The sequence below is a fragment of the Chryseobacterium gleum genome, assembly GCF_900636535.1.
Classification (GTDB): domain Bacteria; phylum Bacteroidota; class Bacteroidia; order Flavobacteriales; family Weeksellaceae; genus Chryseobacterium; species Chryseobacterium gleum.
On sequence record NZ_LR134289.1, the window covers coordinates 1,077,975 to 1,092,411 of the forward strand.

Genomic DNA, 14,437 nt, shown 5'->3' on the forward strand with positions numbered 1-14,437 from the left:
CGTTTTTAGTTTTATAATAATTTGATTTTATCATCTAAAATATCAATAATCTTATCTTTATAAAGTCCTCCGATCGCCTTTTTAAAGTTTTTCTTACTCATCTGAAGCTCATCTTTGATCTCTTCAGGAGAAGATTTGTCGGAGACATACAGAAGTCCGTAATTTTCTTCCAGCTTGTTCAGAATTTTCTGCTTGAACTCGTCAATATTTTCAAAACCTTCCGGCTGTAAAGAAACATCAATTTTTCCGTCCTCACGTATTGTTTTGATATATCCTTTTTCTTCTGACAGCGGATACAGCTTTTTAAAAACATCTGAAGCATAGATAAGGCCAATGTATTGCTTATTGATGATCACATTCCAGCCCAGTTCACTTTCGTTCATCATGATCAGATCTACCTTATCCCCCTTTTTGAACGGAAGTTCATCATACTGAGGATTTCTTTTGAACTTAGTAGTACCTGTAATCAGTTCCATATCTTCATCTACATAGATATATACCAGATATCTCTTTCCTTCGATGATTTTGGTTTTCTGCTGCTTGTAAGGAATAAATAAGTCTTTAATGATTCCCCAATCCATAAAAGCTCCGCTTGGAAGACTCTGTACACAGCTCATTACCGCAAATTCTCCTACTTCAGCTAATGGAATTTCAGTAGTTGCCTTTAATTTATCGTCATCCTGATACACAAATACTTCAACTTCCTCACCTGTTTCTTTTTCATCCTGAATGAAAATTTTAGGAAGAAAAGCTTTCTCACCGGATTCGTCTACGAGGATCCATCCTGAATTAATTTTTTCTGAAATTGTTAAAGTCTGAGTTTTTCCGAGTTGCATTGATGATAAAATTAGCTGACAAAGTTACGGAAATTTGAAGATGCGAACCTAGTCAATACGATTATAATTCTTGAAGCCTCATTTACATCTTTCATAAAGACCATAAAAACGCTTACATTTGAACAAAAATAATCATGAAAAAATATGGCATTCTGTTTCTGTTTTTTTCAATGTTTTTTGTAAAAGCCCAGATTTTAGAGAAAACTGCATTGAATATTTCATACCGTTACACCGGAAGAAACGTCCTGCAGGCAGGCCTGGAATACAGATTTGGAGAAAGCCGTTACAAATCAATAGTAGTTGGTCCTTCTCTTCTCTATACCCGCATTAATCAGACCGATAAATTCATTCCGGAAGCTAATATTAATTTTATCGATAACGGATTACTTTTTGGGATATCAGGAAATCAGTATTCATTGGAGCCAAGAATTGGTATTTCATTATTCAATACCATCTTTTTAAATACCGGCTATGCCTTTCCAATTCATAAAGAAAAATATTTTAAAGGAGTGACTTTTGGAATACAGCTCAATATTGCACCTAAGTATTCTAAGTTTTATGATAAAATGAAAATAATATAAAAACCGTTATTATTTTTAATTAGTAGATGAAATTTTAAAAACTAATTAGATTTTTATACAAAAAAAAGGAGAAACCGAATTGATTTCTCCTTTTTATATTTAAATGATTAAATCTTTAATCAATTATTACATATGGATTGGTCTTTTTGCAGTAGCATCCAATGCAGCTTCTTTAATAGCTTCTGCATAGGTTGGGTGAGCGTGAGAACTTCTTGCGATATCTTCAGCACTTGCACGGAATTCCATTGCAATTACTCCTTCAGCAATAAGGTCAGCAGCCCTTGCTCCTACAATGTGCATTCCTAAAACCTCATCAGTTTTTTCGTCTGCAATAATCTTAACAAGACCGTCGATATCACCACTTGCACGGCTTCTACCTAAAGCTCTCATCGGGAAAGATCCTACTTTATAAGCTACACCTTCTTCTTTCAGCTGCTCTTCAGTTTTACCAACTCCTGCAACTTCCGGCCATGTGTAAACAACACCAGGGATCAGGTTATAATTGATGTGAGGTTTTTGTCCTGCCAATGTTTCAGCAACGAAAACCCCTTCTTCTTCAGCTTTGTGAGCCAACATCGCACCTTTGATAACGTCACCTATCGCATAGATATTAGCTACGTTAGTCTGTAAGTGATCATTTACTTTAACTCTTCCTCTCTCATCAAGCTCAACACCTGCTTTTTCAAGTCCAAGACCGTATGTGTAAGGTTTTCTACCTACAGAAACCAAACAGTAATCTCCTTCTACAACTACTTCTTCTCCTTTTTTATCTTTAGCTGTGATTTTTACAGTATCTCCGTTTCTTTCCACCGCAGAAACCGCAGTAGAAAGCATAAACTTCATTCCTTGCTTTTTAAGAACTTTAGTCAATTCCTTACTTAAAGCTCCATCCATTCCAGGGATGATTTTATCCATAAATTCAACAACTGTTACCTGTGCTCCTAATCTCAGGTATACTGAACCTAGTTCAAGACCGATAACTCCACCACCGATTACTACTAAATGCTTAGGAATTTCTTTAAGGTTTAAAGCTTCCGTAGAAGTAATCACTCTTTCTTTGTCTAAAGTAATGAAAGGCAATGTAGAAGGTTTAGAACCTGTTGCAATGATGGTATACTTAGATTCGATTGTTTCCGAAGAACCATCGTTTTTAGTTACTTTAATCTGAGTAGCAGATTCGAAGCTTCCTACTCCTTCAAAAACAGTAATCTGATTTTTGTTCATCAGATAGCTGATTCCGTCTGTATTTTGCTTGATCACTTCGTTTTTACGTTCGATCATTCTGGCGATATCCGCTTGCGGCTCGTTGATAATAATTCCGTGACCTGCAAAATTATGTTTTGCATTTTCGAAATGCTCAGAGCTGTCAAGAAGCGCTTTTGACGGAATACATCCAACGTTAAGACAAGTTCCGCCTAAAGTTGAATATTTTTCAATAATTGCTGTTTTGAAACCTAATTGTGCTGCACGGATCGCTGCAACATAACCACCGGGACCGGAACCTATTACGGTAACATCGAATTGACTCATGTTATTGTATGAATTTGTTTATTATTATCTATCTTAATTCTCACAAATTTACATATAAATTACCAAGCACCAAAGTGAGTTTTATCAATTTTAAAAATGATAATTATATGCTTTAGTTTGATGAAAAGTATTATTTTATGAACTTTATATTTTCCTCACTTCCCTCCTTCAGATAAATGGCGGTAAAGACAAGTGGCTGTTCAGCTGACGCATTATCAAAATGAAGAATTTTCACATTTTTAGGCTCATAAAAAGCATCTCCCTTGTGAAGTACTACTTTCTCCTGTCCTTTTATCTGAAAAACAGCTTCGCCGGAACTGATTATCCCTAAAACGGGACAAGGGTGCAGATGTTCGGGAGCTCCCTGCCCTGCAGCCATTGTGATTTCCTGAATCTCCGTGGATTTTACTTTCTGATCAATAACAGTTTTTAACAGCTCTTTTCTGGAGATTGTCTTCTGCTGAGCTATCATTACAACAGAATTAAGCATTACAGCAACAATTATAAATGGCTTCATGGATTTGATATTTAATGTTAATAAATCAGCATAGAAGATTATACGTTCAAGGTTCCTTGCCCAATAGTTCCCGTACTTTCAAAAAACGAACCTCCATACACATACCATTCAAGACTTTCCAGATACTCCACTGCATTTTCAGGAGTGATATTTGGCCGGTCTTTTTTCGAAACAATTCCTTTGTACCATCTTCCTGATTTGGAATAATGTTCATATTCCACAAAATAATGAATCCATATCCTTTGGCACAGCTTGCACTGCTGAATCGTTACTTCTCCATATCTTCCGTTAGTATGATCTATACCTAATTCCGAACTTCTGAATTCTGTATAATTGAAATCAGGTTTTTCACAGGCACATCCTATTTTCGGGATTTTATTCATTACGATTTATTTTAGCCCCAAATTTAAAGAAATAAAACAGCATAAGTCAAATAGACAATAGGAGCTACTTCATTAAGTCCAGTAACACCTTTTCATATTTGTCCAGTATAATATTCTTTGAAAACCTTGATTTGATCGAATTTTTAATAGCATCCCGATTATAATTGCTCTGAAGAATCCTCACGATCTCCTGTGCAAATCGGTCATGATTTTCAATATCTGCAATTTCTCCGTTAATATTATGCTGGATAATCTCATTAATTCCTCCGGGACAATTATTGGCCAGGGAATAAGTTCCGCAGGCACCTGCCTCCAGAAGAACGTTGGGAAAACCTTCATATCTTGAAGAAAGGACAAATAAATCAGCAAATTTTAAGTATTGGTAAGGATTATCCTGTCTTCCATGGAAGATCACTTTTTTCAGTCCCAAAAGTTCTTTTGTCTGAAGCAGAAGATCTTTATCTTTTCCGTCACCTAAAATATGAAGCATGATGTTTTCATTTTTAAGCCTTGAAAAAACCTTAAGAAGATTATCAAATCCTTTTCTGGAAGATAGATTACCAATGGCAACCACATTCTTATAATTGTATTTGAAACATTCAGGTTTTGAAGACAAAGCCATTTTCTCTTCGATGAAATCAAAGTCTACAGGATTATTGATCTTAACAATCTTTTTCTTCTTAATATTAAAATTATCAACAAGATCTTTGAGCATGTCATCACTCTGGGCAATGATTTTCTGATAATTATTATAGAAGTTGTAGAAAAATTTAATTTCTTTACGGGTAACATGCTGAGTCACAACATTAGTTTCTCTAGCAATGAATTTTGTTCTCGGAAATAGTTTGATAAAGAGAGACAGGTAGGCATTTACTTCGCCAAAACCTGAGAAAACAACATCCGGTTTTCTTCTGTAGATCTCTCCCAAAATAGGTCTTAATGAATGTCTTATTCTTTCGGTATTGATATCAATAATTTCGACATCTTTTTTCAGGAAATTCAAATATCCGCCCTGTTTACGTAGCAACAAAATCTTAGGCTCAAACCGATCTCGGGAAAGATGGTTTGCAATGGTGGTTACAATCCTTTCTGCGCCCCCGGTTTCTAAGTCCGGCAGAATAAATATGACAGATATTTTTTTCATCTTATCAAAGTTACTAAAAAGTTTAGTTATCTTTCAAATATTGGAAGGATGAAGATGGCCGTTTGGGATGATTGTTAACAGAAATTAACTATGAATTAAAAGTTTAAACGAACTTATAATAAAATAAGCTCTTCAGATGAAGAGCTTATTTTATATTTTAATTATACTGATTTTTTAATTCGCGACGTCACTGATGAACTTAATTCTCAACATTCTCACTTCTTCATCAGAAAGCTCATCCCCGAATTCATCCAGCAATACTTTCATGCTGTCACTTTCAGATTCATTCATGAATTCCATGAAACCATCTACAATATCTTCATCAAAATTGTCCTCAATATAGTAATCGATATTCAGCTTGGTTCCCTGATACACGATCCTTTCCATTTCTTTCAGGAGTTCATCCATAGAAAGGTTTTTGGCTCTTGCAATATCTTCAAGATCAATCTTTTTATCTGTGCTCTGGATAATGAATACTTTATGGCTTGATTTATTGGCCACCTGCTTCAATACCATGTCCTGAGTACGTTCTATATTGTTGTCCTCAACGTATGTTTTGATATAATCTGCAAATTCTTTACCGTATTTTTTGGCCTTTCCTTCTCCTACTCCATAGATTTTGGTAATTTCATCTACCGTGATCGGATACTGAACTGTCATATCTTCCAAACTTGGATCCATAAACACCGTATAAGGCGGGATTCCATGCTTTTTGGCCACTTTTTTTCTCAATTCTTTCAACAGGTTGAAAAGGTTCTGATCCAGACCTCCTCCGGCCTGCTGCTGTACCTGATCGCTCTCTGCTTTTGCCTGGGTAAGATCAAATTCCCTGTCTTCTGCAATTAAAAAGACATCTTTAGATTTACCATTCAGAACATTTCTTCCTTTGTCAGTAATCTTTAAAACGCCATATGTCTCAATATCTTTCTGTAAAAAATTCTGAACAGTGGCCTGTCTCAAAATCGTTTTCCAGTAATTGTCTTTTTCTTCTTTTCCGAAGCCAAAATAAGAACTTTGCTCAAGCTTGTAAGATTTTGTTACCGCAGTTTCTTTCCCTGCAATAACAGAAATAAGGTCTTTCGCCTTGAATTTTTCTCCCGTATCATGAATCAGCTCCAGCGCTTTTTTCAAATCGGCAGTTGCATCTTTTAATTTTGGCGGGTTGGATGAGTTGTCACACATCCTGGCACCTTCACCCTTTACCGGGTCAAAACTTTCTCCAAAATAATACAGGATATATTGTCTTCTGCTCATTGAAGTTTCGGCATAGCCTACGACTTCATTCAGAAGCTGTAATCCGATTTCTCTCTCAGACACGGGTTTCTGAGCCAGGAATTTTTCCAGTTTTTCGATATCCTTCGGATCATAGAATGCCAGACAGTGACCTTCGCCTCCGTCTCTTCCTGCTCTTCCGGTTTCCTGGTAATAACTTTCCAGTGATTTCGGAAAATCATAATGGATCACAAAACGAACATCCGGTTTATCAATTCCCATTCCGAAAGCAATGGTTGCCACAATTACATCCACCTCTTCCATCAGGAATTTATCCTGATTTGCCACCCTTACCTTTTGGTCAAGACCGGCGTGGTAAGGAAGCGCATTGATTCCGTTTACCTGCAGAAGCTGGGCAAACTCTTCAACTTTTCTTCGGCTCAGGCAGTATACAATTCCTGATTTTCCTTTATGCTGATTGATAAATTTAACGATTTCCTTATCTACGTTAACTTTCGGACGTACTTCGTAGTATAGATTAGGTCTGTTGAAGCTTTCTTTAAATACCAATGCATTGGTCATTCCCAAAGTTTTCTGGATATCATCCTGAACTTTAGGAGTGGCAGTAGCCGTCAAAGCAATTACCGGTACATTGGCAATTTTGTCTATAATCTGTTTCAGATTCCTGTATTCCGGTCTGAAATCATGCCCCCATTCTGAAATACAGTGGGCCTCATCGATAGCAAAGAAAGAAATTTTAACTTCCTTCAAAAAATCCAGGTAATCATCTTTAATTAATGATTCAGGAGCTACATACAGAAGTTTGGTCTTGCCGCTTTTTATATCGTCAAAAACCTGTTTGGTCTGTGTTTTGTTTAATGATGAATTCAGTACATGGGCTACCCCATCATCAGATGAAAGGCCGTTTACTGCATCTACCTGATTTTTCATCAACGCTATTAAGGGCGAAACTACTATTGCTGTACCTTCCGAAATAAGTGCCGGAAGCTGGTAACACAATGATTTTCCGCCACCTGTAGGCATTAAAACAAATATATCCTTCCCTCCTAATAGGTTGTCTATAATCTGTTCCTGCTGGCCCTTAAATGTAGAAAACCCAAAATACTTTTTCAATTCGCCTGATAAATTGGCTTTTTTTGCGCTCATCTAATTTTCTATTGCTAAATTTGCATCTCACCCAAAGTTATAAAAATTCTGCTTAAAATAAAAGCGAACGAATTTATAAAAAATAAAATTTATATTAAATATTCTTTTTAAAATATAACGTTTTTTAAGAACTTTTTTGTATACCTTATCATCGTAAAATGGATAGAACCAACATTATATCAATTGCAAAAAGCACTTTAGAAATAGAGATTTCCGAACTGGAAAAATTAAAAAACAGAATTGATGACCAGTTTGCCCGTGCAGTAGAGATTATTCATTCAGCAAATGGGAAACTTATTGTAGTAGGAATAGGGAAATCTGCTCATGTCGGGAATAAAATTGTAGCTACTTTAAATTCTACAGGAACCCCTTCTCAGTTTTTGCATGCTTCCGAAGCTATTCATGGAGATCTTGGAGTAATTCAGAAACAGGATGTGGTTTTATGCATTTCCAATTCGGGAAATTCGCCTGAAATTGCCAATCTGGTTCCTTATTTAAAAGATTATTCTTCTGCTTTGATCGGAATGACCGGAAACAAGACCAGCAAACTGGCGGAATTTTCAGAGGTAATTCTGGATACTCATGTTGATATTGAAGCATGTCCCAATAAACTTGCACCTACCAGTTCTACCACTATACAAATGGCATTAGGAGATGCTTTGGCCGTTGCTCTGATGGAACTGAACGATTTCAAAGCTAATGATTTTGCCAAATTCCATCCGGGAGGAAGTTTAGGAAAAAACCTGACTTCTAAAGTTGAGCAGTTTTTATCTTCACAAAAACCTCAGGTTACTGAAGATTCTCCGATAAGAGATGTCATTATTTCCATCAGTGCATCAAGCCATGGAATTACGGTAGTCACCAATGAAGACCAGATTATTGGGGTGATCACGGACGGAGATCTGAGAAGAATGCTGATGAAAGGCGAAGACATCAGCAAGGTGCTGGCTAAAGACATCATGTCTGCCCATCCGAGAACCATTGAAAAAGATGCTTTGGCTAAAGAAGCAATGAAAATACTGAAAGAAAATAATATCGGTCAGCTGGTTGTTACAGAAAACGGAAAATATTTCGGTATTATTGATCTGCATAAACTGCTGGACGAAGGAATCAATTAGAACTGAGAAATCAGATTCACTTCTGTCATTTTTTTTATAAATTTGCCCTTTAAAAATTTTATTCCGTGAGCGAAGGTAAAGACATGTCCTTTCTTGGACATATAGGAGAATTAAGAGGACACCTGATCCGTTCGATTATTGCTATCATAGTTGCTGCATTTGTAGTGGGCTTTAACATCAACTGGATTATGGACCATATCTTTTTTGGGCCTACCAGAAATGATTTCCCTACCTTCAGAATTGTTAATCATTTTTCGAGAATGATTTTGGGCGAAGACAGCATTCATCTTCCAAAAGATTTCCCTGTCCGTGTGCAGAGGCTGTATCAGCAGTTCAATGTAATGATGGCTGTATCGGTTTTCGGCGGGATGGTAGCTGCGTTTCCTTATATTGTATGGGAGCTGTGGCGCTTTATCAGTCCGGCTTTACACCCGAGAGAGAAAAAGAATTCAATTTATATCATCAATGCAGTATGGATGCTTTTCATGACCGGAGTATTATGCGGTTATTTTCTAATCCTTCCGTTTGCTGTTAATTTTGGGGTTATTTTTAAAATTTCGGATATTATCGTTCCTCTTTATGACTTAAGTGATTATACCACTTTATTTTTACAGGTAGTTTTAGGTATGGGAGTGATATTCCTTTTCCCTATCCTGATTTATTTCCTTACCAGCATCGGAATCCTTACACCTGTGTTCATGAAAACTTACCGTCGTCACGCTATTGTTCTGATTATGGTAGTTGCTGCAATTATTACCCCTGCTGACGTTTTGAGTATGCTGATGGCTGCCTTCCCGCTGCTGATCTTGTATGAATTCAGTATTATGATGTGTACGTTCACTTATAAAAAGGTTCAGAAAAGCAATGGAAATCTTCCGGCAGTACAAGAATAATTAATATTTTACTAAAAAAAATACAGGCGCTACTATTCGTATGAATAGCAGCGCTTTTTTATATAAAAATATTAACCTTAATTATATTTATTCTTAATTCAATTTAAAACAATTGCAAAATTTAACTAATATTATCAATTTAGGGACAATTAACACTGAATTACCAACAAAATATTAAAAAAAATACACTATATTTAAAACGTTAATTACAATCAAAAATAATATGAAAAAGAAAATTATTCTCGTCTGTGCATTGGCCTTAGGTCTGAGCGGTTTACAGGCACAACGCTGGGAACCGGTTTCGGAGAAAGTGGCACCGGTAAGGAAAGAAGTAAAGGTAGAATATGCCTATAAGTTTGACCTTTCTGCATTGAGAGATCAGCTGAAAAATGCTCCTGAAGCCGGTATGGGAGGAAGCCCTGTAATTGTTTTTATTCCAGCAGCCAACGGAAAAATTGAAAGATTTTCAGTATACAGCTCGCCTGTAGTAGAAAAGTCTATGGCAGACCGTTATGAATTGGGAGCTTATTCAGGTATTGGCCTGGATAGCCCGCATAAACGAATCCGGTTCAGTACTGCACCTAATGACTTCCAGTCCATGGTATTTGATGCCGATACAGGAAAATACGAATTCATAGAACCCATCAACAAAGAAAAAGATGTTTACGGAGTCTTTTTCAAATCCAATAAATCTCATGAAGACCCTTTCGAATGCAGAACTTCTGAGCCTGAGAAAGCAAAAAAAGAGATGAATAAGCTGCTTAAGACAAAAAGTGTTTTGAATAGCGGAGGTTTTAATAAAAGCAGTGAACAAAAGTACAGAACCTATCGAATCGCCATCTCCGTAAACGGTGAATATACACAGCTTGCCGGAAGCGTTCCTTTGGCAGCGGCACGTATTAATGCAACAATGAACCGTGTAAATGGTGTGTTCGAAAAAGACTTCGGAATCCATATGATTGTGCAGGATCTTCCTCAGCTCATATTTCCAGATCCCGCTACGGATCCTTATTCGAATGTAATAACCAATACAAATGGTACATATAGTGCTCCCGCAGCATGGAACCTTCAGCTTCAGCAAACTCTTACCAATACGCCAGGTGTGGGCAACAATGCCTATGATATAGGACATTTCTTTGGCCACAGAGGCGGCGGCGGAAGTGCCGGGGATGTAGGAAATGTCTGCAGAAACCCTGCGAGCAACAATGATGCAACTTCAAAAGGTGCGGGAATCACTTCACCTTCCACTCCGGATCAGCCTTTCGGAGATAATTATGACATAGACTTTGTAGCTCATGAAATCGGCCACCAGTTTGGTGCTGCCCATACAATGTCTATTGCTTTGCATGGTGCTCATATGGAACCGGGATCCGGATCTACTATCATGGGATACGCCGGTATTACCAACTATAATGTTCAGATGCATTCTGATGCTTATTTTCATACTAAAAATATTGAGGAAGTAGGAGCATATGTCAATTCTCAGGATTGTGGTATTATTACTCCGGTAGCCAATACCCCTCCTTCAATCCAGCCAATGGCCAGTAAAATGATCCCTAAAGGAACAGCTTTTGTGTTAACCGCTTCTGCAACAGACACGCAAAATGATCCGATGACATATACCTGGGAGCAATATGATCTGGCAACTTCTGCTTTCGGACCGGTAAGTGCTACCAGAAATAATGGGGCCAACTTCAGATCTCTGATGCCAACCACTAATCCTACACGCTATTTCCCTAAGTTTTCAAATGTTCTTAATGGTACGCTTACCAGTGCTGCAGATTGGGAAACCGTATCTAACATCCCAAGAACGATGAATTTCAAGGTAACGGTAAGAGACAATAACCCTGATGTTGCACAACAACAGACACAAAGCAGTCTGATGAAAGTGGATATAGGAAACGAAGGACCGTTTAAAGTAACATCAGCTACTGTTTATAATAATACACCGGGAGCGGTTACATGGGATGTGGTAAACACAAATAGCGCTCCGTATAATGTACAGAATGTTAAAATAGATTATACCACAGACAATGGAAGCACATGGACGGTAATTACCCCATCTACTCCGAATGATGGTGCTGAACCGTTTTCATTCTCTTCTTTGGCAACAGGTGCCAGTGTAAAAATAAGAGTAAGTGCTATTGATAACGTATTCTATGCGATTGGAAATGCTACTGTTTCCGCATCTGCAAGTGCCTGTACAACATCTGCCCCTACCGGAATTACTGTAACAGGAATTACAAGAACTTCGGCATCTGTAAACTGGGCAGCTCTGGTAGGAGCATCCTATTCTGTACAGTATAGAAAAGTGGGAACTGCCACTTGGACCACTGTTCCAGTTTCAACGAACTCATATACAATTTCAGGACTTACTGAATCAACTCAATATGAAGTACAGGTGGCTAATGTGTGCGCAGGTACGCTGGGTTCTTATTCAGCATCAACCAATTTTACAACGTCTTCATTTGCCAGATGTTCAATAACAGGAACAAACGCAGCTGATGAATATATTTCCAATGTTACGGTAACGCCTTCGGGAATGAACCCTGTTTCAAACAGCAGCAGCAATACTCCTTACACGGATTATACTTCCGACCCTTCGAAGCTGATCACTCTTATGTCCGGATCTTCAGGGAACAATATAAGCATTACCAAAGCATGGACAGGCGCACAATATAATGACGGAGTAACAGCATGGATAGACTTCAACAAAGACGGAGTATTCTCTTCATCTGAAGTCATCTACACCAGTGCACCAAACATAGCAACACCGGTTTCCGGAACATTCTCTGTACCTGCAGATGCTTATACCGGAGGAAACGTTATTATGAGAGTGGTATTGGGATATGAAAGCCAGCCAAGCAGCGGATGCAGCAACCAGCAGTACGGTGAAGTTGAAGATTATCCGGTACTTATCCAGCAGCAGCTTTCCACAAGTGAGACAGTGAAAGATAAGAGCTCTATTCAGATCTATCCTAACCCGGTTAGTGATGTATTAAATGTAACTCAGATTTCATCCAAAGCTCAGTTTATTATTACCAATATGGCAGGCCAGAAAGTAATGAACGGCCAGATTAATGATAATAAAATTTCTGTTTCAAAATTAAGTACAGGAGCGTATATCATTTCAATTGAAGATAAAGGTGCTACTACCAACCTGAAATTCATCAAAAAATAAAACTAACATGTTTTTTTTCAGCCCGGTCATTAATGGCCGGGCTTTTTCATGTCTTCTTAAAATCTGTATTTAATTTGATTTTCTGCATAAGGCTATTAATTTAATTTTATACTTTTGAAAAGATTATTAATAAAGTTTAAATGAAAAAATTGTCATACACCCTGTTATTTGCATCAGGATTGGTTTTCGGACAGTTCTTTGAGAAAGGGAAGGTTTTTACCAAACAGGATACTTTAAAAGGTTCCAATACGGAATTCCGGAATTTTTGGGATGTCAAAAAATATGATCTTTCTGTAGAACCGGATTTTGAACAGAAAAGCATCAAAGGAAATAATACAATCAGCTTTGAGATTATAAAAGATGTTACCAATCCTGTTTTTCAGATTGACCTTCAGCAGCCTATGAAAGCTGATAAGGTGGAAGCAAGTTTTCCTATTGCCAATTATAAACGGGATGGAGATTTTATTTTCATTACAACAAATAAAAAATTTAAAAAAGGGGAAAAATACACCATCAACGTTATCTATTCGGGAAATCCAACCATTGCTAAAAAGGCACCCTGGGATGGCGGATGGGTTTTCACTAAAGATGAAAAAGGAAACCCATGGATGACAGCTGCTGATGAGGGAATAGGAGCTTCCATATGGCTTCCTACCAAAGATATCTGGAGTGATGAACCTAATAACGGAATCATCATGAAAATTATAACTCCTAATGATCTGGTGGGTGTGGGTAACGGCAGGCTCATTAATAAAAAAACTACCGGCAGTAAAACTACTTATACCTGGGAAGTAAAAAATCCTATCAATGCCTACTCCATTATCCCGAGTATAGGAAAATATGTAAATTTCAAAGATGTATTTGAGGGAGAAAAGGGAAAACTGGACCTGGATTACTGGGTACTTGACTATAACCTGGACAAGGCAAAAAAACAGTTTCAACAGGTAAAGCCTATGCTCTCCGCATTTGAATACTGGTTTGGTCCCTACCCGTTTTATGAAGATTCATACAAACTGGTAGAGTCTCCTCATCTGGGCATGGAACATCAGAGTAATGTAGCCTATGGAAACAAATATCAGAACGGCTATCTTGGCAGAGATCTTTCAGGTACAGGAGTTGGATTAAACTGGGATTTCATTATTATTCATGAAAGCGGCCACGAATGGTTCGCTAATAATATTACCGCAAAAGACCAGGCTGATATGTGGATCCATGAAAGTTTCACCAATTATTCCGAGACTCTGTTCACGGAAAAATATATGGACAAAAAATCTGCTGACATCTATGTTCAGGGGATCAGGAAACTGATAGACAATGACATCCCAATTATTGGCCAGTATGGCGTAAGAAATGAAGGCAGCGGAGATATGTATCCGAAAGGTGCCAATATGCTTCATACCATAAGACAGGTCATCAATAATGATGAAAAATTCAGGCAGATCTTAAGAGGTTTGAGTAAGGATTTTTATCATCAGACGGTTACCACCCAACAGATTGAAAATTATATTTCCTCAAAATCCGGAATCAATTTTTCCTCTGTTTTTGACCAATACCTGAGAACGGTAAAGATCCCGACCCTGGAGTATGCCCAAAATGGTGATACTTTAAAATTCCGTTATACAGATGTGGTAAAAAATCTGAAATTACCTATCATCATTAATGGAGATCAAACCATAAATCCAACGGAAGAATGGCAGACCGTAAAGCTTAAAAACAATAGTCCGGTTGAATTTAATCCCAACTATTATATCAATTATACTAACACTCAATAAAGAAAAAAGGCAAATCCGCATACCAGCAGGTTTGTCTTTTTCGTTTTTTCTTTAAAATTTTAAGAAAAGTTTAATACTTTTTCCGTAACAAATTGATAAAAAA

The 14,437-nt window shown here is 37.4% G+C and carries 11 protein-coding genes; 5 read left to right on the top strand and 6 right to left on the bottom strand.

From position 1 onward, the window contains the following. Positions 1-11: 11 nt before the first annotated feature. Positions 12-836, bottom strand: a complete 825-nt coding sequence (locus EL165_RS04990) for a CvfB family protein (protein ID WP_002979011.1) — start codon at positions 834-836, stop codon at positions 12-14. A 134-nt stretch (positions 837-970) separates the two neighbouring features. Here EL165_RS04990 and EL165_RS04995 point away from each other — a divergent pair, with 134 nt between their 5' ends. Further along, a complete protein-coding gene (locus EL165_RS04995) occupies positions 971-1,417 on the top strand; it encodes a hypothetical protein (RefSeq protein WP_002979009.1) in 447 nt (148 codons plus the stop codon). 126 nt (positions 1,418-1,543) lie between these two features. Here EL165_RS04995 and lpdA read toward each other — a convergent pair whose 3' ends face one another. The 5 genes from lpdA to recQ form a co-directional block, all read right to left on the bottom strand. Continuing rightward, positions 1,544-2,947, bottom strand: a complete 1,404-nt coding sequence (gene lpdA / locus EL165_RS05000) for a dihydrolipoyl dehydrogenase (RefSeq protein ID WP_002979008.1) — start codon at positions 2,945-2,947, stop codon at positions 1,544-1,546. Between the two features lie 130 nt (positions 2,948-3,077). Then, complete coding sequence (locus EL165_RS05005) at positions 3,078-3,464, bottom strand: cupin domain-containing protein (RefSeq protein ID WP_002979006.1); 387 nt, start codon at positions 3,462-3,464, stop codon at positions 3,078-3,080. Between the two features lie 38 nt (positions 3,465-3,502). Next, a complete protein-coding gene (locus EL165_RS05010; RefSeq protein WP_002979004.1) occupies positions 3,503-3,847 on the bottom strand; it encodes a hypothetical protein in 345 nt (114 codons plus the stop codon). A 64-nt stretch (positions 3,848-3,911) separates the two neighbouring features. Beyond that, positions 3,912-4,991: a glycosyltransferase gene (locus EL165_RS05015; RefSeq protein WP_002979002.1), complete on the bottom strand. Its 1,080-nt coding sequence runs from the start codon at positions 4,989-4,991 to the stop codon at positions 3,912-3,914. A 174-nt stretch (positions 4,992-5,165) separates the two neighbouring features. Continuing rightward, a complete protein-coding gene (recQ, locus tag EL165_RS05020) occupies positions 5,166-7,370 on the bottom strand; it encodes a DNA helicase RecQ (protein WP_002979000.1) in 2,205 nt (734 codons plus the stop codon). 158 nt (positions 7,371-7,528) lie between these two features. Here recQ and EL165_RS05025 point away from each other — a divergent pair, with 158 nt between their 5' ends. From EL165_RS05025 to EL165_RS05040, 4 genes are all read left to right on the top strand, one after another. Next, the gene (locus EL165_RS05025) at positions 7,529-8,488 is read left to right on the top strand and encodes a KpsF/GutQ family sugar-phosphate isomerase (RefSeq protein ID WP_002978998.1); all 960 of its coding nucleotides are present in this window, start codon (positions 7,529-7,531) and stop codon (positions 8,486-8,488) included. A 65-nt stretch (positions 8,489-8,553) separates the two neighbouring features. Next, positions 8,554-9,381 (top strand): twin-arginine translocase subunit TatC, encoded by an 828-nt coding sequence (gene tatC, locus EL165_RS05030; protein WP_002978996.1) that lies wholly within the window; start codon positions 8,554-8,556, stop codon positions 9,379-9,381. 223 nt (positions 9,382-9,604) lie between these two features. Next, positions 9,605-12,562 carry a reprolysin-like metallopeptidase gene (locus tag EL165_RS05035; RefSeq protein ID WP_002978995.1) on the top strand — a complete coding sequence of 986 codons (2,958 nt, stop codon included), beginning with the start codon at positions 9,605-9,607 and terminating at the stop codon, positions 12,560-12,562. Between the two features lie 140 nt (positions 12,563-12,702). Further along, positions 12,703-14,334: a M1 family metallopeptidase gene (locus EL165_RS05040; protein ID WP_002978993.1), complete on the top strand. Its 1,632-nt coding sequence runs from the start codon at positions 12,703-12,705 to the stop codon at positions 14,332-14,334. The last annotated feature ends 103 nt before the right edge of the window (positions 14,335-14,437 follow it).

Coding starts and splice junctions, on each gene's coding strand:
- EL165_RS04990 (WP_002979011.1), bottom strand. CDS start 836: ATGCAACTCGGAAAAACTCAGACTTTAACAATTTCAGAAAAAATTAAT.
- EL165_RS04995 (WP_002979009.1), top strand. CDS start 971: ATGAAAAAATATGGCATTCTGTTTCTGTTTTTTTCAATGTTTTTTGTA.
- lpdA (WP_002979008.1), bottom strand. CDS start 2,947: ATGAGTCAATTCGATGTTACCGTAATAGGTTCCGGTCCCGGTGGTTAT.
- EL165_RS05005 (WP_002979006.1), bottom strand. CDS start 3,464: ATGAAGCCATTTATAATTGTTGCTGTAATGCTTAATTCTGTTGTAATG.
- EL165_RS05010 (WP_002979004.1), bottom strand. CDS start 3,847: ATGAATAAAATCCCGAAAATAGGATGTGCCTGTGAAAAACCTGATTTC.
- EL165_RS05015 (WP_002979002.1), bottom strand. CDS start 4,991: ATGAAAAAAATATCTGTCATATTTATTCTGCCGGACTTAGAAACCGGG.
- recQ (WP_002979000.1), bottom strand. CDS start 7,370: ATGAGCGCAAAAAAAGCCAATTTATCAGGCGAATTGAAAAAGTATTTT.
- EL165_RS05025 (WP_002978998.1), top strand. CDS start 7,529: ATGGATAGAACCAACATTATATCAATTGCAAAAAGCACTTTAGAAATA.
- EL165_RS05035 (WP_002978995.1), top strand. CDS start 9,605: ATGAAAAAGAAAATTATTCTCGTCTGTGCATTGGCCTTAGGTCTGAGC.
- EL165_RS05040 (WP_002978993.1), top strand. CDS start 12,703: ATGAAAAAATTGTCATACACCCTGTTATTTGCATCAGGATTGGTTTTC.